Source organism: Streptomyces sp. NPDC101219, assembly GCF_044767675.1.
GTDB lineage: Bacteria > Actinomycetota > Actinomycetes > Streptomycetales > Streptomycetaceae > Streptomyces.
In genome coordinates, this window is record NZ_JBIWOK010000004.1 from 92,098 (window position 1) to 114,656 (window position 22,559).

Genomic DNA, 22,559 nt, shown 5'->3' on the forward strand with positions numbered 1-22,559 from the left:
GTGCGCGCGCTGGACATCGAGGGCGCCTGGGTGCTGGAACCCAAGGTGTTCCCCGACGAGCGGGGCAGCTTCCACGAGTGGTACCGGGGCGAGGAGTTCCGTGAGGCGACCGGCTACGACCTGACCCTCGCGCAGGCCAACTGCTCCGTCTCGCGGCGGGGCGTGGTGCGCGGGGTGCACTTCTCGGACGTGCCGCCCGGCCAGGCCAAGTACGTGACCTGTGTGCGGGGCGCGGTCCTGGACGTGGTGGTCGACCTGCGGGTCGGCTCCCCCGGCTACGGGCGCTGGGAGGCCGTACGGCTCGACGACGACACGCGGCACGCGGTGTTCCTCGGCGAGGGGCTGGGGCACGCCTTCATGGCGCTGACCGACGACGCGACCGTGGTGTACCTGTGCTCGACGGGCTACGCGCCCGGGCGGGAGCACGGGGTGCACCCGCTGGACCCGGCCCTCGGCATCGCCTGGCCGGAGGGCATCGACCCGGTGCTGTCCGCGAAGGACGGGCAGGCGCCGACGCTGGCCGAGGCGGAGCGCCTCGGCCTGCTGCCGTCCTACGCGGCCTGCCGCGCACGCTCCGAGGAGCTGCGCGGCAGGGGGCTCAGCGGCTGACGCCGACCTGTTCCAGGGCGCGGCGCAGGGGCTCCCAGCCCATGCGCCGCGACAGGCCCCGGTTGCGGGCCTGGACGAGCGCACGCCAGAACCCGGCCTCGAGCAGCGCCTCGGGCGGCACCGCGCCGGCCCGCTCCAGGATGGCCTCCGGGACCTTCTGCGGGTCGGGCACCTTGTACTCGGCCATGAGCTCGTCGTACTTGTCGTGCAGCACCGTGTTGCCGGGGTCGGCGCCGAAGACGACGAGCTGTCCGGTGGGCTGGGTGTCGACGAGGATCGTCATCAGGTCGGGGCGGTGCCGCGCCAGCACCTCGGTGATCTTGTAGACGTCGCCGGTCCAGGCGCCGGTGTGCCGGTCCCGGGCCGCCTCGTCCACGCTGCGCGGCAGCATGTCGTCGAAGACGATCACGCTGGACCAGTCGGAGTGCTTCTCGACGTTCATGAAGTCGCGCAGCGCGTACTCGAACAGGTGCATGCCGTCGATGAAGGACAGGTCGAGCGTGGTGCGGCGCCAGTGCCCGAGGGGGCTGCGGCCGCGGCGCAGGTTGCGCAGCGGGTGACGGCCGCCCTTGAGGTGGGCCAGGGGGTTGTCGCGGGCGAAGAAGTCGTCACTGGTGGCCTTCACCAGGTGGACGTCGCACTTGATCTCCGAGACGACCTTGAAGGCGGGGTCGATGGCGATGCTGGGGACGCGGGACAGGCGCAGGCTGCGCCCGTCGTTGACGCCGATCTCCAGGTAGTTGCGGTTGGCGCTGACCTTGTGCAGTTCCCGCAGGAACTCATGGCGTTTCACGAAGGGGACTCTCCTTGCGGATGCGGGGCAGTGCTTCGTGCAGGGCGGAGCGCCAGTCGCGGGGCTCCGGCAGGCCGATGTCCTGCCAGCGGCCGTGTGCGAGGGCGCTGTAGGCGGGGCGCGGTGCGGGCCGGGGGAAGGCCGCGCCGGTGGTGGGCCGGACCCGTGCGGGGTCGGCTCCGATGAGCCGGAACACCTCCCGGGCCAGCTCGTACCAGGTGGCCTCGCCGGAGTTGGTGGCGTGGAAGACGCCGTGCGTGCCGTCGCCGACGCGGGGGCCGAGGTCGGCGATGCGTTCGGCGACGTCCGCGCTCCAGGTGGGCTGTCCCCGCTGGTCGTCGACGACGTCGACGGTGGGGCGGCCGGCCTCGAGACCGATCATCGTCCGCACGAAGTTCTTGCCGTGGACCCCGTACAGCCAGGCGGTGCGCACCACGGCGCTCGCGTCGGGGAGTTCCTCCAGCACGGCCTGTTCGCCGGCCAGTTTGGAGCGGCCGTAGGCGGTGCGCGGGCCGGTGGGGTGGTCCTCGGGGTAGGGGGTGGTGCGGGCGTCGCCGGAGAAGACGTAGTCGGTGGAGACGTGGATCAGGCGGGCGCCGTGGGCGGCGCAGGCGCGGGCGAGCTGCCGCGGGCCGTCGCCGTTGACGCGGGTGGCGGCGGCCTCGTCGGTCTCGGCGGCGTCGACGGCGGTGTAGGCGGCGCAGTTGACGACGAGGGAGGGACGGTGGGCGGCCAGGGCCCGGTCGACGGCGTCGGCGGAGGTGATGTCGAGGGCGGCCCGGTCGAGGCCGGTGACCTGCTCGCCGCGCCGGGTGAGGGCGTCGACGACGTCCCGGCCGAGCATCCCGCCGGCGCCGGTGACCAGCCAGTTCACGGCCGGCCTCCGGTGACGCGCTGCTTCAGCGGTTCCCACCAGGCGCGGTTGTCCCGGTACCAGGCGACGGTCTCGGCGAGGCCGGTGGTGAAGTCGTGGCGGGGCCGGTAGCCGAGTTCGTCGCGGGCCTTGCTCCAGTCGACGGAGTAGCGCAGGTCGTGGCCCTTACGGTCCTCGACGTACTCGACGCTGTCCCAGCCGGCGCCGCAGGCGTCGAGGAGGAGGCCGGTGAGTTCCTTGTTGGTGAGTTCGGTGCCGCCGCCGATGTTGTACACCTCGCCGGGCCGGCCCTGGGTGCGGACGAGTTCCACACCGGCGCAGTGGTCGTCGACGTACAGCCAGTCGCGGACGTTGAGGCCCTCGCCGTAGAGAGGGACCTTCTTCCCGTCGAGGAGGTTGGTGACGAAGAGCGGGATGACCTTCTCGGGGAACTGGTGCGGCCCGTAGTTGTTGGAGCAGCGGGTGACGCGCACGTCCAGGCCGTGGGTGCGGTGGTAGGCGAGGGCGAGCAGGTCGGAGGAGGCCTTGGAGGCGGAGTACGGGGAGCTGGGCTCCAGCGGGTACTCCTCGGTGGCCGAGCCGGAGGCGATCGAGCCGTAGACCTCGTCGGTGGACACGTGCACGAAGGTGCCGACGCCGTGGCGCAGGGCGGCGTCGAGCAGGACCTGGGTGCCGACGACGTTGGTGAGGACGAAGTCGGAGGCGGTGAGGATGGAGCGGTCGACGTGGGACTCGGCGGCGAAGTGGACCACGTGGTCGGCCTCGGCGGTCAGCTTGCCGACCAGTTCGGCGTCCCGGATGTCGCCCTGCACGAACTCCAGGCGCGGGTGGTCGAGTTCGAGGTTGTCGAGGGTGCCGGCGTAGGTGAGGGCGTCCAGCACGGTGATCCGCGACGCGTCGGGGGCGTCGGCCGCGAGCAGGGAGCGGACGTAGCGGGAGCCGATGAAGCCGGCGGCGCCGGTGACGAGGAGGTTCATGTGTGGATCTGCACCTTGCTGTGGTCTCCGAGGACGAGTCGGTGGGCGCTGGGGACGCTGGGTGCCGGGGTCACCTCGACGTGCCGGCCGATCAGCGAGGCCTCGATGCGGCTCACGCCGTCGATGGAGGAGTCCCGCAGCACGATGGAGAACTCGACCTCGCTGTCGGTGATCCGGCAGTTCTCGGCGACGGAGGTGAAGGGACCGATGTAGGAATGTGTGACGACCGTACCGGCGGCGATCACGGCGGGCCCGACGATGCGTGAGCTGACGATCCGCGCCCCTTCCTCCACGACCACCCGGCCGATGGCCTCCGAGTCGTCGTCGATGTCGCCGTCGATGCGGCGGTCGAGCCCTTCCAGGACCGAGCGGTTGACCTCCAGCATGTCGACGACGTTTCCGGTGTCCTTCCAGTAGCCGTGGATGACGGTACAGCGCACGTCGGCACGGGCGTCGATCAAATGCTGGATGGCGTGGGTGATTTCGAGTTCGCCCCGCCAGGAGGGGCGGATGGCGCGCACCGCGTCGTGGATCGCGGGGGTGAAGAGGTAGACACCCACCAGGGCGAGGTCGCTCTTGGGGTCGTCGGGCTTCTCCTCCAGGCCGATCACCTGCCCGGAGGCGTCGAGTTCGGCCACGCCGAAGGAGCGGGGGTCGGCGACGCGGGTGAGCAGGATCTGCGCGTCGGGCCGGTGACGGCGGAACTCGTCGACGAGACCGGTGATGCCGCCGACGATGAAGTTGTCGCCGAGGTACATCACGAAGTCGTCGTCGCCGAGCCAGTCACGGGCGATCAGCACGGCGTGGGCCAGCCCTAGGGGCTGTTCCTGGGGGATGTAGGTGACCTTGAGACCGAACGCCGATCCGTCGCCGACCGCTTCCTCGATCTCCGCGGCCGTGTCACCGACGATCATCCCGACGTCCGTGATACCGGCGTCCGCGAGGGACTCCAGCCCGTAGAACAGCACGGGTTTGTTGGCGACGGGCACCAATTGCTTGGCCGAGGTGTGGGTGATCGGCCTCAGCCGGGTTCCGGCACCGCCGGACAGCACGAGAGCCTTCATTCGACTCACCATAGTGGTCTCGAGGCCTCATGGGCGTCATGTGTTGTGCTCGTTCATGACGACTTTCGGCGAGAGTTCCGGTCAAGCCCCTCAGGTCCCGCTTCGTCCCGGCGGCGGACCGTCAGTCCTCGCCCCGCACGATGTTCGTCTCGGCGCCCCTCCCCGGCGTGGCGGACTCGGCGCGGTCGGCCACGGCCGGCAGGCAGGTCCGCAGCGGCGGCTCGCTCCTCAGTCGCCGGGCCCTCGCCCACCCGGTCTCCGACCGGGTCGAACGCTCTGTCTCCTGGATCTGCGTGGTCACGACGCATCATCTTCCTTCTGGAATCCGCTGGGGCCCCGGGTCCCCGGCCGTCCGGCGGGCAAACCCGGCGGCTGCGTCACGGGCCCCGGGGAGCCCCCGCTCGGCCGTCCCTCGTGGGCAACACGGCGCTGTGTGCGGGCAGTTCCCGATCCGTACATCCGTACATCCGTCCGGGCCGGTGGTCACGTCCCGGGGCGCGCGGCACTGATCCCGCCGAGCGCGGAATCCGGGTCACGCTCCATCGCGACGTCACCCAAAGAGATGACCCCGACGAGGTGCGCGCCGTCGACGACCGGCACCCGGCGCACCGCGTGTTCGCGCATCAGGTGTACGGCGCGGTCCAATTCGTCGTCCGGGCCGACGGTCACCGGGTCGTCCGTGCACGCCCCGGCCACGGTGGTCTGCTCGGGGTCGGTGCCGCGGGCGAGCGCGCGCACCACGAGGTCGCGGTCGGTGACCACGCCGCGCAGCCGGTCGCCGTCCGTCACCAGGACGGACCCGAGGTCGCGGTCCCGCATGACGCGGGCCACCTCGGCGACCGAGGTGTGCGGTCCCACGGTCACCGGGACGGAGGTCATGATGTCGCGGACGTACTGGGCCATGGCGGGGTCCTCCCTGGGCTGGTCCCTGGACTCGGCTGCGCACGCGTCGCATGCGCCGGGCCCGGGTACCCGGTGCGGCCGGTCGGTCACCGGTGCGTGACCGCGGCGCGCGGCGGCGGCCCCGGCCTCCCCCGCTCCGGATCCCGGCCTCTTCCGGCCCGGATCCCGGCCTCGCCCGATCCGGGCCGGGCTGCCCACTCGCTCCGGCCCCGGGGGCCCACTCGCTCCGGCCCCGGGGGCTCACTCGCTCCGGCGCCGGGTGCTCACTCGTGCCCGGTCCCGGCTGCTCCCTGCTCCAGGGCGAACTCCGCCCACACCTGCTTGCCCCCGCTGACCGGGAGCGTCCCCCAGGAGTCGGACACGGCCTCCACCAGGAGGATGCCCCGGCCGCCCGTGGCCTCCCAGCCGATGCTGGTGGGCTTGACCGGGCTGCGGGGCGAGGAGTCGGCGACGGCGAGGCGCAGCCGGTTGTGGACGAGGGTGAGGTCCAGGCGCACCTGGCCCTCGGTGTGCACGAGGGCGTTGGTGACCAGTTCGGACACGGCCAGCAGGACGGCGTCGAGGGCGGCGGTCACGCCCCAGGACCGCAGGGTGCGCCGGGTGAAGCGGCGGGCGTGCCCGACGGCCTGCGGGACCCGCCACACCGTCCAGGTCTCGCGGAGCGGACGCAGCGCCATCCCGTCGTAGCGCACCAGCAGCAGGGCGATGTCGTCGCTGCGCGGGGCCCGGGCGAGGAGGGTGTCGGCGATGCCGCCGAGCTCCGCCGGGTCGGCGTCGGACAGGTGGGCGGCGAGTTCCCGCATGCCCTCGTCGATGTCGGACTCCGGGGTCTCCACCAGGCCGTCGGTGGTCAGGGCGATCAGCGTGCCGGGGTGGAGCCGGAGCGGGCTCATCGGGAAGTCGGCCCGGCTCACCACGCCCAGCGGCGGACCGCCCTCGGCCTCCACGATCTCGGTGCGCCCGTCCGGCTGCCGCAGGACCGGGGGGAGGTGCCCCGCGCGGACGCACCAGGCCGAGCCCTCCTCCATGTCGATGTCGACATAGCAACACGTGGCGAAGAGGTCGGTCTCCATGTCCATGAGCAGCCGGTTGGCGTGGGAGACCACGACGTCCGGGGGATGCCCCTCCACGGCGTAGGCGCGCAGCGCGGTCCGCATCTGGCCCATCAGGGTGGCCGCGGCGGCGCTGTGGCCCTGGACGTCGCCGATGACGAGGGCCACGTGGTGGTCGGGCAGCGGGATGACGTCGTACCAGTCGCCGCCGAGTTCCAGCCCCGCCGTGCTGGGCAGGTAGCGGGCCACGGCGACGGCGCCGGGCAGCCGCGGGAGACGGCGCGGCAGCAGCTGGCGCTGGAGCATGCCGACGAGTTCGTGTTCGGCGTCAAAGGCGCGGGCCCGCATCAGGGCCTGCCCGGCGAGACCGGCGGCGGCGGTGAGCAGGGCGCGTTCGTCGGTGCCGAACTCGTGCGGGGTGTCCCAGCCGATGAGGCAGGCCCCGGCCATGCGGTTCCCGGCGGGCAGCGGCAGCATGGCCAGGCCGCCGGGCCCGACCTCGGCGAGAGCGGCCTCCAGGGGGCTGCCCGCGGGCCAGATCCGGGCCCGGCCCTCCCGCAGGGCGGCGGCGAGGGTGGGCATGGACCGCACCGGCGCATCGGGCCATTCGCTGCGCCACTCGGCGCGCCACAGCTCCGGCCAGGACTCGGGTTCGGGCGGGTCGAGGACGGTGACCACGAGCCGGTCGCTCTCCAGCTCGGCGAGCGCGATCCGGTCGGCGCGCAGGGGGCGGCGCAGCGCGGCGACCACGGCCTTGCCCACGTCGCGGACGGTGACCGCGGTGGCCAGCGCGGCGGCGAGCCGCTGGACGCGTGCCACGTCGGTGAGGTCGGAGCGCAGGGTGGAGGCGTCCGCCACGGAGCCCACGAGGCGGGCGGGGCTGCCCTCGCCGCCGGGCAGGAGCCGGCCGCGCAGCCGCAGCCACCTCGGCGGACCGGTGGGCTGGAGCACGCGGAACTCCAGCTCACGCTCGCCGATCGACATGTGGTCGGCCTCGACCACGGACATCAGGGACGGCAGGTCCTCCGGCACGGTCAGGCCGAGCAGGCTCTCCACCCGGCCGTCGAACTCGTCGGGGTCCAGGCCGAACAGTTCGAGGATGTGCTCGCCCACCCGGACGCGGCCGGAGTCCATGGCCAGGCTGAAGCCGCCCGGGGGCAGGTCGTCGCCGTCCGCGGGCACGGCGGGGGGCGGGGACCCGATGGCGTCGGCGACCAGCCGCAGGCCGGTCCGGTCGTCGTGGTCGAAGCCGTCGGGGCGTTCGCTCACCGCGAGGAGGCAGCCGCCTCCCTCCCGCACGGGCAGTGCGGCCAGGAAGAAGTCGCGCGCCGGGACGCGGCGCGAGTGCGCGTGCTCGGCGAGCTCCTTCGGCCCGAGCCACACCGGCCGGCCGGTACGCACCGCCTCGGCGGCGGGGAAGCGGCTGCCGAGCGGATAGCTGTCCCGCACGCCGTACAGGTTCCTGGGCACCCCCACCGATTCGACCAGGCAGAGCGCGTCGTCGTCGGCGCCGGGCGTGTACAGGGCGGCGAACGCGGCCCCCGCGAAGACGAGCGCCTGTTCGAGTGTCCTGCGCACGCGTTCGGGGGACTCCTGGTCGGCCGCGATCGTCCGGAGAGCACTTTCCGCACGCAGCGTCCTCGTGCTGCGTTCCGCAGCGCCGTCACCGACCACGTTCGCCATTACAGCGCGTAAACCAGCCCTGCGCAGCCCCTGCGGCCCGTTCGGGCAGGGGACGCGGGAAGGGCGGAGGGCCGGGCGGGCGGACACGGGGCGGCACGGGCGCCGTGCGCAGCGGGTGGGGCGGGTGGAGCGGGCGTGGGGCGCGGCACCGGGTGGGTGCCGGGGGCGGCGGCCGCTGCGAGGACACGGGGGGCGGGAAGGCGGGGCACTCGGGCGGGGGCCGGGCGCTGCCCGAATGCCCTGCCCGGGAGCCGGGGCGGCGCCACGGCAGCGGCCGTCGCGCGCGTCCGGACCGCAGGGCGGACACGGCCGTGGACGGACGCGGCCGCGGGCCGGCTGTCTGCCGCACCGGACGGCGCCACAGCGCGGGCGCTGGCCAGAACCGGGACGCCCCACGCCCCCGAGCCCGGGACGACCCTCACGCGCACCCCGACCGCAGGGCGGACGCAGCCGCGGGCCGCACACCGCGCCGGACGTCGCCGGAGTGCAGGCGCGAGACGGAACCGGGACGCCGCACGGGCCCGAGCCCGAGACGACCCTCACGCGCACCCCGACCGCAGGGCGGACGCGACCGCGGGCCGCACACCGCGCCGGACGTCGCCGGAGCGCGGGCGCGGGACGGAACCGGGACGCCGCACGGGCCCGAGCCCGGGACGGCCGTCGCGGCGCACCCGGACCGCAGGGCGGACGCGGCCGCGGGCGGCTGCACGCCGCGCCGGACGGCGGGGCGGCGGCCCGAGCGCCGGGCGGCCCGGGAGCCCGAGCCGGGGCCACGGCAGCGGCCGTCGCGCACCCCGACCGTGGGCGGGCCGGCCCGCTCGCCGTGCGGGACGGCGTGGCTCGGGGGAGATTGGGTGCGCGGAGCGTGGTGCGGCCGGGTCGGGAGGTGGTCGGCGTGTCCGAGGGGCAGGCGTCCGTGTGGCCGGCCGGGGAGCAGGCACGGCCGGCGGCCGGCGGGCCGCTGCCGCGCGGTGCACGCGCACCGGGGGCCGGGATCCCGCCCGGCGTCCAGGCTCCTGCCGGGACACCGGGCCCCGTCGGGCGGCCGATGCTGTCGCTGACCCTCGCCTCCCTGATGGACGAGGTGCACGCGCACTCCGGGGCGGTGTACCTGCTGGCGCCGGACCAGCCGGTGCTGGAGATGGCCGTGACGGCGGGGCTGCCGCGCGCCTTCGCGGCGCCCTGGGAGCGGATCGGGCTGAGCGCTCCGCTGCCCGTGTCGGAGGCGGTGCGCGAGCGGCGGCTGGTGTGGGTCGGCGGCGAGGAGGAGATGGCGCGCCGCTACCCCCGGATCGCCATGGTGCTGCCGTACCCCTTCTCCCTGGCGGCGCTGCCGATCGCGACCGGGACCCGGGCGTACGGGGCGGTCTACGTGACCTGGCCCGGCGCGCACCCGCCGGAGCTGTCCGACAGGGAGCGGGATCATCTGACCGCCGCCTGCGACCGGCTCGCGGTGCGGCTGGAGCGGGCCGCCGAGCAGAGTCTGCCGCTGCCGCCCGAACCGGACCTGTCGACCGCCCCGCTGCTGGGCCAGGTGTCCGGCACGCTCGGCTCGGTGGAGGCCGTGCGGATGGTGGCGCGGCTGCCGTACGGCCTGTGCTCGCTCGACCTGCACGGGCGGGTCGGTTTCGCCAACGCCGCCGCGGCCGACTTGCTGGGCGTGCCCGCCGAACGGCTGGTGGGCACGCAGCTGTGGGCGTCCGTGCCGTGGCTGAACGACCCGGTCCACGAGGACCGCTACCGGGCCGCGCTGCTCAGCCAGCACGCCACGTCGTTCGTGGCGCTGCGCCCGCCCCACCAGTGGCTGTCGTTCAGGCTGCACCCGAGTACGACCGGGCTCAGTGTCCGCATCAGCCGCGCGGGGGCGGTACGGAGGCCGAACCGGCCCGCGCCGCCGCCGGGTGACGCCCCGGCCCGGCTGGTGGACATCTCGCAGGTGCTGAGTCTGGCCGGTGCGCTGACCGAGGCGGCGGGCGTGCAGGACGTGGTGCAGCTGGTCGCGGACGAGATCGCGCCGGCGGTGGGCAGCCAGGGCCTGGTGATGCTCGGGTCCCGGGCGGGGCGCCTGCTCGTGCTGGGGCACCGCGGGTACCGGGACCCGCCGGTCGTGGAGCGGTTCGACGGCATGCCGCTGTCCGAGCCGACGCCCGGCAGCCAGGTGCTGCGCACCGGTGTGCCCGCCTTCTTCGAGTCCCGCGAGGAGCTGGAGCGGCTGTATCCGGTGCTGATCGTGAACCCGTCGACGTTCGCGTCGTGGGCCTATCTGCCGCTGATCGCCTCGGGCCGCCCGGTGGGCACCTGTGTCCTCGCCTACGCCGAACCGCACCGTTTCGCGACCGAGGAACGGGCGGTGCTGATCTGCCTCGCCGGGCTGATCGCCCAGGCCCTGGACCGGGCGCTGCTCTTCGACGCCAAGCAGCGGCTCGCGCACGGGCTCCAGGAGGCGCTGCTGCCGCACACCCTGCCGTCGGTGCCGGGCCTGGAGTCCGCCGCGCGGTATCTGCCGGCCACCCGGGGCATGGAGGTCGGCGGCGACTTCTACGACCTGGTGGGGACGGGCGACGCGGCGGCAGCGGTGATCGGCGACGTGCAGGGGCACAACGTCACGGCGGCCGGGCTGATGGGGCAGGTGCGGACCGCCGTCCGGGCGTACACCACGGTCGGGCAGGCGCCCGAGGAGGTCATGCGCAGCACCAACCGGCTGCTGCTGGACCTGGGCTCCGACCTGTTCGCGAGCTGTCTGTATCTGCGGCTCGATCCCGTGCGCGGGCGGGCGGTGATGTCGCGCGCGGGGCATCCGCCGCCGCTGCTGCGCAGGCCGGACGGCCGGGTGCGGGTGCTGGACCTGGCCGGCGGGCCGCTGCTGGGCATCGACGGCGGGGCGGTGTATCCGGCGACCGAGGTCGGCCTCTCCCCCGGTTCGCTGCTGGTCCTCTACACCGACGGTCTGGTCGAGTCGCCGGGCACCGACTTCGAGGAGGCCCTCGCCGCGCTGGGCCACCGGCTGGCCGAGCTCGGCGACCTGCCCCTGGACGAGCTGGCCGACGCACTGGTCCAGCCCCGTGCGGCCGCCGAGCACCGCCTCGATGACATCGCCCTGCTGCTGATCCGGTCGTGAGCAGGGGCGTAGGGATGTCCGGCAGGGCGCGCGTCCGGCCCCGCTCGTGGGGGCGGGGCCGGACGTGTGGTGCCGCGGAACGCGCCGAGGGGTGCGCGTCCGGGGCACGTCAGTGGGTTTCGGTCAGACCCTCCTCGCGCGCGCCCTGGCCCGCGCCGTCGCCCGCACCGGCCTGGCCGTCGCCACCCTGCGCGCCGGCCCCGGCGTCCTCGCCGCCCGCCTGCTGGCCCGCACCGGCGTCCTCGCCGCCCGCCTGCTGGCCCGCACCGGCGTCCTCGCCGCCCGCCTGCTGACCGGCACCGGCGTCCTCGCCGCCCGCCTGGGCGCCGCCGCCCGAGCCGAGGGTGGCGCCGACCGCGGCCAGGGCCGTGGTGACCGGCTGGAAGAAGGTCTCCCCGCCGTTGGTGCAGTCGCCGCTGCCGCCGGAGGTCAGGCCGATGGCCAGTCCGTCGCGGGTGAACATGGAGCCGCCGCTGTCGCCGGGCTCGGCGCACACGTTCGTCTGGATGAGTCCGGTGACCGTGCCCTCGGGGTAGTTGACGGTGGCGTTGAGGCCGAGCACCTGGCCGTCGGCGAGGCCGGTGGTGCTGCCCATCCGGAACACCTGCTGGCCGACGGTGGCCTCGGCGGCCTGGTTGATCTGGACCGTCTGGCCGCCGACGTTGACGTCGCTCGGCGCCTGGGTGGCCGGGTCGTCGTACTTGACGAGCGCGAAGTCGCCCTCGCCGGGGAAGACGGCCTGGTCGATGGTGGCGATCGGCGCGCCGCCCTGCTGGTCGGACCACTGGTTGCCGCCGAGCGCGCAGTGACCGGCCGTCAGGAAGGCCGGGGTGCCGTCGCTCGCGGTGACGTTGAAGCCCAGGGAGCAGCGGGAGTTGGCGGCGAAGATGGCGTCGCCGCCGGACACGAAGGTCCGGAAGGTGCCGGTGGACTTCTTGATGGTGGCCATGTCGGAGCCGAGGCTCTCGACGGTGGACTCCAGGCGGTCCCACTTGTCGCCGGTGACGGTGCTGTCCGCGGTGACGAGGATCTTGTTGGTGCGCGGGTCGACCGCCCACGAGGTGCCGGGGATGCTGGCCTCGGACTTCAGGGTCTTGGCCCCGGCCTCCAGCTCGCCCATGCTGTTGTCGACCTCGCGCACGGCCGCGCCCGCCCGCTTGGCCTGCACGATCACCTGATTGTCGTCGCCCTGGACGACGTTGACGACGAGCTGCTTCTTGTCGCCGTCGTAGTAGGAACCGGCGAAGCTGTCACCGAGGAGCCCGGCGAGCTGCGAGGCGAGGTCCGAGGCGTCCGCCGCCTTCAGTGTCTTCGGCGCCGCTGCCGCCTCGTCCGACGCGCCGTCCTGCGAGGCGTTGGCGTTCGGGAGCAGCAGCGCGGCAGCGCCGAGCGCCACGACGCTGCCCGCCGCTATCGCGGCCTTGCGCTTCGGAATTCGCTTGTGACTCAAACTTCTCGACCTCCTGGGGGGACCGGAGTCGGGCCGCCGTTCGGCAGCGGTGGGGCGCCTGGATGGCAGTTGGTACGCACGAGCCGGGTGGGGCGTTCAATCCCGTGCGGGGACGTTCAGTTGACGGTCCGGATCCGGCCGGATCCCTCCCGCGGTCCGGCCCCGGCCGGCCGGCCCGGCGGGCCACTCTCCGCGACGGCGCGGGGACGTTCCGTGGTGGACAGGGGGCGGAATCCTGGCTTCAGCGAATCTGCACAGCCCGTGCCCAAGGCGGTCACCGGAACGGGAACGGGCACGGGGCGCGGTGACCGGGTCACGCCTTTGCGACGGGTGTGCCGGGTTCGGCGCGGGAGGGCGCAAGGGGCCGGACGGGGCGATGCCGTGGACCATGTGAAGAAGTCGCCAGCGCGCCGTGCCGCCGTCTGCACGGTTGGGTGCCACAGGGTCGCAACCTGCCTGGTGAGCGGCCGGTTTGATTGGAAGCCCGGACCGCTGCCGTGCTTACATCCATCGCACCGCAAGGCCGTTCCGGGCTTCCCGTGACGGGCCGTCCGGCGCCCGCGGTCGCGGCCTTCGACTGTCCCCAGTGGGGGCCGCTCTCCCCCTTGTGAAACACCCATACGAAGGGAAGTTCCATCATGAACTCCACCCCCCAGGTCGAGACCGCCGAGATCTCGGACGCCGAGCTGGACAACGTCTCCGGCGGCCTGTCCGTGAACGCCGTGAACACCCTGACGGGCGCGGTGGACGGCATCGCCCCGGTCTCCGGCCTGGTCGACACGGCCGTCGGCACCGTCGAGGGTGTCACCGGCCTGAACACCGCCCCGGTCACCAACCTGGTCGCCGGTCTCTGATCGCGCCTTCGGGCAGACCGGGTCCCGGAACCGTTCCACGGCTCCGGGGCCCGGCGGCGCCGTTCCCGGGCCCGGCCGCACCCGCGGCCCGCCCGCTCCCGCGTCCCGTTCCGCTTCCGCTTCCGCTTCCGCAGTACGCCGCACCGTTTCCACAGGTGAGGGAAGACCCGTGCAGTTCCGCCAACAGGCCCTCGCCAAACTCCAGTCGCCGGAGGAACTCGACCTCCCCGTGCGCTTCGCCCGCCCCCAGGGGTGGCTGGTGCTGTCCGTCACCGTCGTGGCGATGGCCGCCGCGTCCGTGTGGGCGCTGACCGGATCCGTGGCGTCCACCGTGACCGCGCCCGCCGTCCTCACCCACGGCCGGGGCAGCTACGTCCTGCAGAGCCCCGTCTCCGGACAGGTCACCGAGGTCCTCGTGGAGCAGGGCGAGCGGCTGACCGCCCGCTCCCCCGTGCTGAAGGTCCGCACCGGGCAGGGCGACGCCGTCGTCCGCAGCCTCGACGCCGGACGCGTCACCACCCTCGCCGCGAGCGTCGGACGGATCATCAGGACCGGTGCCGACGTCGCCGCCGTGGAACGCACCGCCCGCGCCCAGGACCCCCTCTACGCGACGGTGTACGTGCCCGCCGACCGGGCCGCCGCCGTCCCCGCCGACGCGTCCGTGGACCTCACCGTGCAGTCGGTGCCGAGTCAGGAGTACGGCGTGCTGCGCGGGACGGTCGAGTCGGTGGACCGCTCGGCGCAGTCGGCCGGGCAGATCTCCTCCTTCCTCGGCGACCCGGCCCTCGGGGAGCAGTTCACGCGGGAGGGCAGGCCGGTGGCCGTCACGGTGAAGCTGCGCACCTCGTCCGCGACGAAGAGCGGCTACGCCTGGTCCTCCGCGGACGGCCCGCCGTTCCGGCTGACGTCGATGACCCTGGCCTCCGCCTCGATCCGGCTCGCCGACCGGCGCCCCGTCGACTGGCTGCTGCCGTGACCACGACGCCTGAGACCCGCGGCAGGCGCCGTGCCGCCCCGCCCGCCCGCAGGGTGCCCAAGGCCCGCGCCCGCACCGTCCGTACGCCCACCGTGCTCCAGATGGAGGCCGTCGAATGCGGCGCCGCCTCGCTGGCCATGGTGCTCGCCCACTACGGCCGGCACGTCCCGCTGGAGGAGCTGCGCATCGCCTGCGGTGTCTCCCGCGACGGCTCGCGCGCCGGCAATCTGCTGAAGGCGGCCCGCAGTTACGGGCTCACCGCCAAGGGCATGCAGATGGACCTGGCCGCCCTGGCGGAGGTGGCGGCACCGGCCGTCCTGTTCTGGGAGTTCAACCACTACGTCGTCTACGACGGCATGGGCCGCCGGTTCGGCCGGCGCGGGGTGTTCGTCAACGACCCCGGCAAGGGCCGCCGGTTCGTCCCGCTGGAGGAGTTCGACGGCAGCTTCACCGGCGTCGTCCTCGTGATGGAACCCGGCGAGGACTTCACCCGGGGCGGCCGCAGGCCCGGTGTCCTCGGCGCGATGCCCGCCCGGCTGCGGGGCACGGCGGGCACCCTGCCGGCCGTGGTGCTGGCCAGCCTGCTGCTGGTCGCGGTCGGCGCGGCCGTGCCGGGACTGAGCCGCGCCTACATCGACGAGTTCCTGATCGGCGGCCAGACCTCGACGCTGGACGTGCTGTTCGCGTCGATGGGCGCCTGTGTGCTGCTCACGCTGCTGCTGACCTGGCTCCAGCAGGCCAACCTGCTGCGCGGGCGGATCATCTCCTCCACCCTGTCCAGCGCCCGCTTCCTGCGCCATCTGCTGCGGCTGCCGGTGACGTTCTTCGCCCAGCGCAGCCCGGCGGACCTGGTGCAGCGCCTGCAGTCCAACGACGCGGTGGCCGAGACCCTGGCCCGCGACCTGTCGGCGGCGGGCGTCGACGCGCTGGTGGTGGTGCTGTACGCGGTCCTGCTGTACAGCTACGACCCGCAGCTCACCTTCGTCGGCATCGGTGTGGCGCTGCTGAACATCGTGGCGATGCGGGTGGTGGTGAAGCTGCGCGCGACGCGCACCGCGAAGCTGCGGGCGGACCTCGCGCGGCTCACCAACACGGCGTACACCGGGCTGCAGCTGATCGAGACGATGAAGGCGACCGGCGGCGAGGACGGCTACTTCCGCACCTGGGCGGGGCAGCACGCGACCACGCTGGAGGAGCAGCAGCGGCTCGGGGTGCCGACCGCCTGGCTGGGCATCGTGGCGCCGACGCTGGCCACCCTCAACAGCGCGCTGATCCTGTGGATCGGCGGCCTGCGGGCGGTCGAGGGCCACATCTCGGTGGGGCTGCTGGTCGCCTTCCAGGCGCTGGTGACCCGCTTCACCGCGCCGCTCACCCGGCTGAACGGGGTGGCCGGCCGCATCCAGGACTTCGCGGCCGACGTGGCCCGGCTGAAGGACGTGGAGAACTTCCGGGCCGATCCCCTGTACGGGCGCCCCGGCGCCACGGAGTCGACGCGACGGCTGCACGGGCACGTCGAGCTGCAGAACATCTCCTTCGGCTACAACCCGCTGGACAAGCCGCTGCTGACCGGTTTCGACCTGACCGTCGGGCCGGGGCAGCAGGTGGCGCTGGTCGGCGGTTCCGGCAGCGGCAAGTCGACGGTGTCCCGGCTGATCTCGGGCCTGTACACGCCGTGGGACGGGGTGATCCGGGTCGACGGGCGGCGCATCGAGGACATCCCGCGCGGGGCGCTGGCCTCCTCCGTGTCCTTCGTGGACCAGGACGTGTTCCTCTTCGAAGGCACGGTGCGGGACAACGTGGCGCTGTGGGACCCGTCGATCCCGGACGAGGCCGTGGTGGCGGCGCTCGAGGACGCGGCCCTGTACGACGTGGTCGTGCGGCGGCCCGGCGGCATCCACAGCCGGGTCGAGCAGGACGGCCGGAACTTCTCCGGCGGGCAGCGGCAGCGGCTGGAGATCGCGCGGGCGCTGGTGCGGCGGCCGAGCATCCTGGTGCTGGACGAGGTGACGAGCGCGCTGGACGCGGAGACGGAGCAGGTCGTGATGGACAACCTGCGGCGCCGCGGCTGTGCCTGCGTGGTGATCGCGCACCGGCTCAGCACGGTCCGCGACAGCGACGAGATCGTCGTCCTGGACCGGGGCACGGTCGTGGAGCGCGGGCGGCACGAGGAACTGGTGGCGCGCGGCGGCGCGTACGCGGCGCTGGTCAGGGAGCGGTGAGATGACGACCGTGCACGACGGCCTCGGCGGCGATGTGGTCCTCGGTGCGCTCGGAGTGCTGGGCACGCCGGTGGACTGCTCCGGCTCCGGCCGCCTGGACCTGGAGGGTCCGGAGGTGCTGTGGCTGGTGGTGTCGGGGGCCATGGACCTGTTCGCGGTCGACGCCGGGCAGCAGGGCCACTGGCACCACCTGGGCCGGCTGGAGGCGGGCTCGCTGCTGCTGGGGCCGGTGACCGGCCCCCGGCACACACTGGTGGCGCGCCCCCTGCGGGACTGCGTGGTGCACCGCATCGGGCTGCGCGAGCTGTATCAGCCGGCGCACACCCAGACCTGGTCCTACGACGCGTACGGCAACCCGCAGTACGTGCCCCCGGCCACGAGCCCGCTGGAGTACGCACTCGCGCTGGGCGTCGGCCGCAGCCTGTCGGTGCTGTTCCAGGCGCCGACGGCGGGTGAGCGCACGGCCGCGCACGGCGGGGGCCCGGCGGGTGCCTCCGGCGCGGGCGAGGACGAGGACGTGTTCTGGATGCACGTGCCGCCGGGCAGCGTGCAGTACGGGTCGGCCTACGGCGCCGAGGCGGCGGCCGATCTGCTCATGGACCCGGCGCTGTGGCAGAGCATGGTCGACCAGCAGTACCGGCTGACGACCGCCCTCGACCGCTGGATCGAGCAGCTGGAGCAGGCCCACGCGTCCCGCACCGCCGAGGGCATCCGGGCGGGAGAGGCGGTGCGCGCCCAGGCCGACCGGACGCTGCTGGCGTCCATCGGCAGCCGTCCGGGCGGCGCGCGCACGGCGACCCCAGCCGACGCGGACGCCACCTACGCGGCCTGCAGGCTGGTGGCGCGTGCCGCCGGGATCACGCTCGCCGGTCCCCCGCCGTCGGGGGTCGGCGGGGACCGTCTGGACCCGGTCGAGCAGGTGGCCCTCGCCTCCCGGGTCCGCACCCGTGCCGTGCGTCTTCAGGGGCGATGGTGGCGGGAGGACGTCGGTCCGCTGGTCGGCCACCGGGCGCTGTCCGGTGCCCCGGTGGCCCTGCTGTGGCGGCGCGGCGGCTATGTGGCGGTCCATCCGGGCAGCGGCCGGGAGACGCCGGTGGAGAAGGCCAACGCCGGGGAGTTCGAGCCGCAGGCGGTGATGTTCTACCGGCCGCTGCCCGACCGGCGGCTCGGTCCGCTCGGCCTGATGCGGTTCTGCATGGCGGGCACCCGCCGGGATCTGACGGCGCTGCTGCTGAGCGGGCTGGTGACGGTCGCGGTCGGGGCGCTGGTGCCGGTCGCGACGGGCCGGGTGCTCGGCGAGTTCGTGCCGACCGCGCAGACCGGCCTGATCGTGCAGGTGTGTCTCGCGGTGATCCTCAGCAGTGTGGTGGCCGCGGCGTTCATGCTGCTGCAGAACCTCACCCTGCTGAGACTGGAGGGCCGGGTGGAGGCCACGCTCCAGCCGGCCGTGTGGGACAGGCTGCTGCGGCTGCCGACGGCGTTCTTCACCGAGCGCTCCACCGGGGAGCTGGCGAGCGCGGCCATGGGGGTCAGCGCGATCCGCCGGCTGCTCGCCGGGGTGGGGCCGACGGTGGCCCAGTCGGTCACCGTCGGCGCGGTGAACCTGGGTCTGCTGCTGTGGTTCAGCGTGCCGATGGCGCTGGCGGCGATCGGGATGCTGGTGGCCGTCGCCGCGGTGTTCCTGGGGCTCGGGCTGTGGCAGGTCCGCTATCAGCGGCGGCTGGTGGTGCTGACCAACAAGCTGAACAACCAGGCGTTCCAGACGCTGCGCGGGCTGCCCAAGCTGCGGGTGGCGGCGGCGGAGAACTACGCCTACGCGGCGTGGGCGTCGGAGTTCGCCCGCAGCCGTGAGCTGCAGCAGCAGGCGGGCCGGGTGAAGAACCTGACGGCCGTGCTGGGCGCCGTCTATCTGCCGCTGTGCACGCTGGCGATGTTCATGCTGCTGGCCGGTCCGGCGCGCGGCACGATGACGGCGGCCCAGTTCCTCACCTTTCACACGTCGGTGACGATGGTGCTGACCTCGGTGACCCAGCTGACCGGCGCTTTCGTCTCCGGGGTGGCAGCGCTGCCGCTGCTGGAGCAGATCGAGCCGGTGCTGGACGCGGCGCCGGAGGTGCGCTCGGGGAGCACCCGGCCGGGTCCGCTGTCCGGGGCGGTCGAGGCGCGGCGGCTGTCGTTCCGCTACTCCGACGACGGGCCGCTGGTGCTGGACGACGTGTCCCTGGAGGTGCGGCCGGGCGAGTTCGTGGCGGTGGTCGGCCCCAGCGGCTGCGGCAAGTCGACGCTGCTGCGGCTGCTGATCGGCTTCGACCGGCCGCTGTCCGGCAGTGTGCTCTACGACGGCCAGGACCTGTCCGCGCTCGACCTGTCGGCGGTGCGCCGCCAGTGCGGGGTGGTGCTGCAGCACGCCCAGCCGTTCACCGGCTCCGTCATGGACGTCATCCGCGGGACCGAGCCCTACACGCCGGAGGAAGTGATGGCGGCGGCGGAGCTGGCGGGGCTGGCCGAGGACATCCGGCGGATGCCGATGGGACTGCACACCCTGGTGTCGGGCAGCGGGGCGGTCTCCGGCGGGCAGCGGCAGCGGCTGATGATCGCCCAGGCGCTGATCCGCCGCCCGCGCATCCTCTTCTTCGACGAGGCGACCAGCGCCCTGGACAACGAGACGCAGCGCACGGTGATGGAGTCCACGAGGGCGCTGCGGGCCACCCGGATCGTCATCGCGCACCGGCTGTCGACGGTGCTGGACGCGGACCGGGTGGTGGTCATGGAGGACGGCCGGGTGGTGCAGCAGGGGCCGCCCGCCGAGCTGCTGGCGGACACCGGCGGCCGTCTGCACGAACTGGTGCGGCGGCAGCTGGCATAGCCGCACCGGCCCGGACGAACCGGGCGTCCGGTCCGGGTCCCGTCCCGCCGGGGTCGCGCGCCGCGCGGTAGGACATACGCCCAGTGGGTACCCACGCGCCATGCGAACCAGCGTCATGGATGTGGGATCGAAGACCGTCAGACTCGTCGTGGCGGACACGGCCGACGGGGTGCCGCTGCCGGTGCACACGGCCAAGTGGCGCCTGAGGCTGTCCGAGCAGATCACCCCGGGCGGGCCGGTGCCCGAGCAGGCCGTGGACCGGCTGGTCGAGGCCGTCGCCGCGGCGGACCGCACCGCCGCGCGGTGGGGCGCCGCCGGTCCGCTCGCCTTCGCCACGGCGGTGGTGCGGGGCGCGCCGAACCGGCAGGAGGTGCTGCACGAGGTCCGTTCCCGTACGGACGTCGCGCTGTGCACCCTGCCGGGCGAGCTGGAGGCCGAGCTGACCTTCCTCGGGGCGCGCCGCTGGATGGGCTGGCGGTCCGGTCCGCTGGCCCTGCTGGACATCGGCGGGGGCTCGCTGGAGGTGGCGTTCGGCCGCGGCCGGCTGCCCGACTTCGTGGCCTCGCTGCCGCTGGGCGCGGGCCGGCTGACGCACGAGTTCTTCGGGGAGGAGGATCCCCCGCCGCCGGCCCGGGTGCGTGCGCTGCGCCGGCGCGTGCGTCACCAGCTGCGGGACGTGGCGGCACGGATCCGATGGGAGGGCCCGCGCACCGCGGTCGCCACGTCGCGCACGTTCCAGCAGCTGGGGCGGCTCTGCGGGGCCGCGCCGGGGCGGCACGGGCCGTTCGTGGAGCGGGAGCTGTCCTGCGGGGACCTGCGGGTGGCGATCGACCGGCTGGCCGCGCTGCCGGCCGCCGACCGCGCCCATCTGCCCGGCATCTCCGCGCCGCGCGCGGCGCAGAGCCTGGCGGGCGCGGTCGTGGCGCACACGGCGATGAAGCTGACGGGGCTCGCGTCGGTCACGATCTGCCCGTGGGCCCTGCGGGAGGGGGTGCTGCTGCGGCACATCGAGGACGGGCCCGCCTGGTGGGCGGAGATCACCCGCCGCAACGAGAAGGAGGAGGCCCCGGCCGAGCCGGTGCCCCTGCGGGTCGCCCGCGCGGGCATGCCGTAGCCGCTGCTTCGCCGCGCCGCGCGGAAGGGCACGTACGGGGTCGCGGACCGGAACGAGCACGGAAGACACCGGTGGCCGCCGGCGAGAAGGAGCCGCGGACGGCGGTATGCGCCACGGACGGCGGTCGAGGAGGTGCGGCGCAGGCGGAGGGCGCCGAGCGCCGCAGCCGGGACGGGGCCGCACAGCGGCCGCGCCGGGGCGGGCCGACGACGTCGGCCCGCCCGGCACCGAGCCGCGGGAGGAGTCGCGGGGCGACTGACCGACGGCGGCGGGGAGCGCCCGCGCGCTACTGCGGTGGCGGGCCCAGCGGACGCGCCTGGAGGGCCCGGGCCACGCCGAGGAGGTTGGCGGCCATGGCCCGCCCGGTGCTGCGGGACCAGTCGTGGCCCCGGCCGCCCTCCAGGAAGCTGGGCCCGGGGCCGGGACCCTGGTTCCAGTACGTCCACGCCTGGCCGGGGATGGTGTAGCCGATGTCCTGGAGCCCGCCGGTGATCTCGCTGATCACATGGTGGGCGCCGTCCTCGTTGCCGGTGACGACCACGCCGGCGACCCGGTTGTAGGCGACCGGCCGGCCGTCGTCGTCCGTCTCGGACAGCATCGCGTCCATCCGCTCCAGGACCCTCTTGGCGACCGACGACGGCTGGCCGAGCCACGTCGGCGAGGCGATGATCAGGATCTGCGCGCCGAGGACCTTGGCGTGCACGTCGGGCCAGTCGTCTCCGTCGTGCACCGCCTCGCTGACGACACCCGGACCGATGTCCAGGTCCACGGCGCGCACGACGTCGACGTCCACGCCCTCCTTCTCCAGCTGCTCGGTGACGGAGCGCAGCAGCGCCTCGGTGTTGGAGGTGTCCGGCGACTTCTTCAGGGTGCAGTTGATCGCGAGTGCCTTCATGCCGAGCGGAGTACCCCTGCGCGGGGGCGGCACGCGTGGGCGGGTGGCCGGGCACGCCGCGGGTACCCGGGCCCCATGGAACACCCACGTACGGAACCGACGCTGCCCGCACCGCGCGGCCCCCTCAGCGCCGCCGTCATCGCCCACCTCAGGGGTGACGGCCCCCTCCCGCTGCCGCACGACGTGGCGCGGGCGCCCGTGTACGGCGACGACCTCCAGCTCGCGCTGTACCTCTGTTACGAACTGCACTACCGCGGCTTCGACGGCGTCCCGCCGGAGCGTGAGTGGGACCCCGACCTGCTGCGGACGCGGGGTGCCCTGGAGAAGCGCTTCGGGTCGGCGCTGCGCGCGGACGCCACCGTGCACGACGACGTGGACGAGGCGCTCGCGACGCTCCTGGTGGAGCCCGTCGACGGGACCGGCGTCAGTCACTTCCTGCGCGACAAGGGCGAGCTGTGGCACGTGCGCGAGTACGCCGCGCAGCGGTCCCTCTACCACCTGAAGGAGGCCGACCCGCACGCGTGGGTGCTGCCGCGCCTGTGGGGCCGGGCGAAGGCCGCCATGGCGGCGGTGGAGTTCGACGAGTTCGGCGGCGGCCGCGCCGACCGGGTGCACGCCGGGCTGTACGCGGACCTGATGCGGGACCTGGGCCTGGACACCACGTACGGCCGCTACCTGGACGCCGCCTGCGCCGAGCTGCTCGTCACCGTGAACCTCATGTCGCTGTTCGGGCTGCACCGCTCGCTCCGGGGCGCCCTGGTGGGTCATTTCGCCACGGTCGAGATCACCTCGTCGCCCGGCTCCCGGCGGCTCGCGGAGGCGATGCGCCGCACGGGCGCGGGGCCGGCCGCCGAGCACTTCTACGACGAGCACGTCGAAGCGGACGCGGTCCACGAGCAGGTGGTCCGGCACGACGTGATCGGCGGGCTGATGGAGTCCGAGCCGCACCTCGCCCAGGACATCGCCTTCGGGATCGACGCGACCGTGTTCGTGGAGGACCGGCTCGGGGACCGGCTGCTCGCCGACTGGGGCGCCGGCCGTTCCTCGCTGCGCACGCCTCTCGACGTCCCTGACGTCGACGTCCCTGACGTCACTCCCGTCTCATGAGGCAC

Annotated in this window: 17 protein-coding genes; 8 read left to right on the forward strand and 9 right to left on the reverse strand. The window is 74.2% G+C overall.

The features are described 5' to 3' along the window. The gene (gene rfbC, locus ACIRPP_RS09120; protein ID WP_164338413.1) at window positions 1–609 is read left to right on the forward strand and encodes a dTDP-4-dehydrorhamnose 3,5-epimerase; all 609 of its coding nucleotides are present in this window, start codon (window positions 1–3) and stop codon (window positions 607–609) included. Here the strand turns inward: rfbC and ACIRPP_RS09125 are convergent. The 7 genes from ACIRPP_RS09125 to ACIRPP_RS09155 form a co-directional block, all read right to left on the reverse strand. Continuing rightward, the gene (locus ACIRPP_RS09125; protein WP_164351448.1) at window positions 599–1,402 is read right to left on the reverse strand and encodes a class I SAM-dependent methyltransferase; all 804 of its coding nucleotides are present in this window, start codon (window positions 1,400–1,402) and stop codon (window positions 599–601) included. The two genes, rfbC and ACIRPP_RS09125, sit on opposite strands and share 11 nt — an antisense overlap. Beyond that, window positions 1,389–2,276, reverse strand: a complete 888-nt coding sequence (gene rfbD / locus ACIRPP_RS09130) for a dTDP-4-dehydrorhamnose reductase (protein ID WP_403639331.1) — start codon at window positions 2,274–2,276, stop codon at window positions 1,389–1,391. Before rfbD ends, ACIRPP_RS09125 begins: the two co-directional genes overlap by 14 nt. Beyond that, window positions 2,273–3,253 (reverse strand): dTDP-glucose 4,6-dehydratase, encoded by a 981-nt coding sequence (gene rfbB, locus ACIRPP_RS09135; protein ID WP_403639333.1) that lies wholly within the window; start codon window positions 3,251–3,253, stop codon window positions 2,273–2,275. The genes rfbD and rfbB overlap by 4 nt, the downstream gene beginning before the upstream one ends. Next, window positions 3,250–4,317: a glucose-1-phosphate thymidylyltransferase gene (locus tag ACIRPP_RS09140; protein WP_403639335.1), complete on the reverse strand. Its 1,068-nt coding sequence runs from the start codon at window positions 4,315–4,317 to the stop codon at window positions 3,250–3,252. Before ACIRPP_RS09140 ends, rfbB begins: the two co-directional genes overlap by 4 nt. Window positions 4,318–4,438: 121 nt before the next feature. Continuing rightward, window positions 4,439–4,618, reverse strand: coding sequence for a hypothetical protein (locus ACIRPP_RS09145; RefSeq protein WP_403639337.1), 180 nt, complete (start codon window positions 4,616–4,618; stop codon window positions 4,439–4,441). A 182-nt stretch (window positions 4,619–4,800) separates the two neighbouring features. Further along, window positions 4,801–5,220, reverse strand: coding sequence for a CBS domain-containing protein (locus tag ACIRPP_RS09150; RefSeq protein ID WP_403639338.1), 420 nt, complete (start codon window positions 5,218–5,220; stop codon window positions 4,801–4,803). A gap of 263 nt (window positions 5,221–5,483) precedes the next feature. Continuing rightward, window positions 5,484–7,955: a SpoIIE family protein phosphatase gene (locus tag ACIRPP_RS09155; RefSeq protein ID WP_403639340.1), complete on the reverse strand. Its 2,472-nt coding sequence runs from the start codon at window positions 7,953–7,955 to the stop codon at window positions 5,484–5,486. A 1,048-nt stretch (window positions 7,956–9,003) separates the two neighbouring features. Between ACIRPP_RS09155 and ACIRPP_RS09160 the strand changes: the two genes are divergently transcribed. Continuing rightward, window positions 9,004–11,073: a SpoIIE family protein phosphatase gene (locus ACIRPP_RS09160; RefSeq protein ID WP_403640074.1), complete on the forward strand. Its 2,070-nt coding sequence runs from the start codon at window positions 9,004–9,006 to the stop codon at window positions 11,071–11,073. Window positions 11,074–11,182: 109 nt separating this feature from the next. On the opposite strand, the gene ACIRPP_RS09165 is transcribed toward ACIRPP_RS09160, so the two are convergent. Then, window positions 11,183–12,523: a S1 family peptidase gene (locus tag ACIRPP_RS09165; protein WP_403639342.1), complete on the reverse strand. Its 1,341-nt coding sequence runs from the start codon at window positions 12,521–12,523 to the stop codon at window positions 11,183–11,185. A gap of 638 nt (window positions 12,524–13,161) precedes the next feature. Between ACIRPP_RS09165 and ACIRPP_RS09170 the strand changes: the two genes are divergently transcribed. From ACIRPP_RS09170 to ACIRPP_RS09190, 5 genes are all read left to right on the forward strand, one after another. Then, window positions 13,162–13,377: a type A2 lantipeptide gene (locus tag ACIRPP_RS09170; RefSeq protein WP_164333238.1), complete on the forward strand. Its 216-nt coding sequence runs from the start codon at window positions 13,162–13,164 to the stop codon at window positions 13,375–13,377. Between the two features lie 169 nt (window positions 13,378–13,546). Further along, on the forward strand, window positions 13,547–14,353 hold the full coding sequence (locus tag ACIRPP_RS09175) for an HlyD family efflux transporter periplasmic adaptor subunit (protein WP_403639344.1): 807 nt from the start codon (window positions 13,547–13,549) through the stop codon (window positions 14,351–14,353). Next, on the forward strand, window positions 14,350–16,572 hold the full coding sequence (locus ACIRPP_RS09180) for an NHLP family bacteriocin export ABC transporter peptidase/permease/ATPase subunit (protein ID WP_403639346.1): 2,223 nt from the start codon (window positions 14,350–14,352) through the stop codon (window positions 16,570–16,572). The genes ACIRPP_RS09175 and ACIRPP_RS09180 overlap by 4 nt, the downstream gene beginning before the upstream one ends. A 1-nt stretch (window position 16,573) precedes the next feature. Further along, the gene (locus ACIRPP_RS09185) at window positions 16,574–19,438 is read left to right on the forward strand and encodes an NHLP bacteriocin export ABC transporter permease/ATPase subunit (protein WP_403639348.1); all 2,865 of its coding nucleotides are present in this window, start codon (window positions 16,574–16,576) and stop codon (window positions 19,436–19,438) included. Between the two features lie 100 nt (window positions 19,439–19,538). Next, window positions 19,539–20,552, forward strand: a complete 1,014-nt coding sequence (locus tag ACIRPP_RS09190) for a Ppx/GppA family phosphatase (RefSeq protein WP_403639350.1) — start codon at window positions 19,539–19,541, stop codon at window positions 20,550–20,552. Window positions 20,553–20,838: 286 nt separating this feature from the next. Here the strand turns inward: ACIRPP_RS09190 and ACIRPP_RS09195 are convergent, their stop codons facing one another. Beyond that, window positions 20,839–21,447: a flavodoxin family protein gene (locus ACIRPP_RS09195; RefSeq protein ID WP_403639352.1), complete on the reverse strand. Its 609-nt coding sequence runs from the start codon at window positions 21,445–21,447 to the stop codon at window positions 20,839–20,841. Window positions 21,448–21,522: 75 nt separating this feature from the next. Here ACIRPP_RS09195 and ACIRPP_RS09200 point away from each other — a divergent pair, with 75 nt between their 5' ends. Then, window positions 21,523–22,554 carry an iron-containing redox enzyme family protein gene (locus ACIRPP_RS09200; RefSeq protein ID WP_403639354.1) on the forward strand — a complete coding sequence of 344 codons (1,032 nt, stop codon included), beginning with the start codon at window positions 21,523–21,525 and terminating at the stop codon, window positions 22,552–22,554. Window positions 22,555–22,559 lie beyond the last annotated feature (5 nt).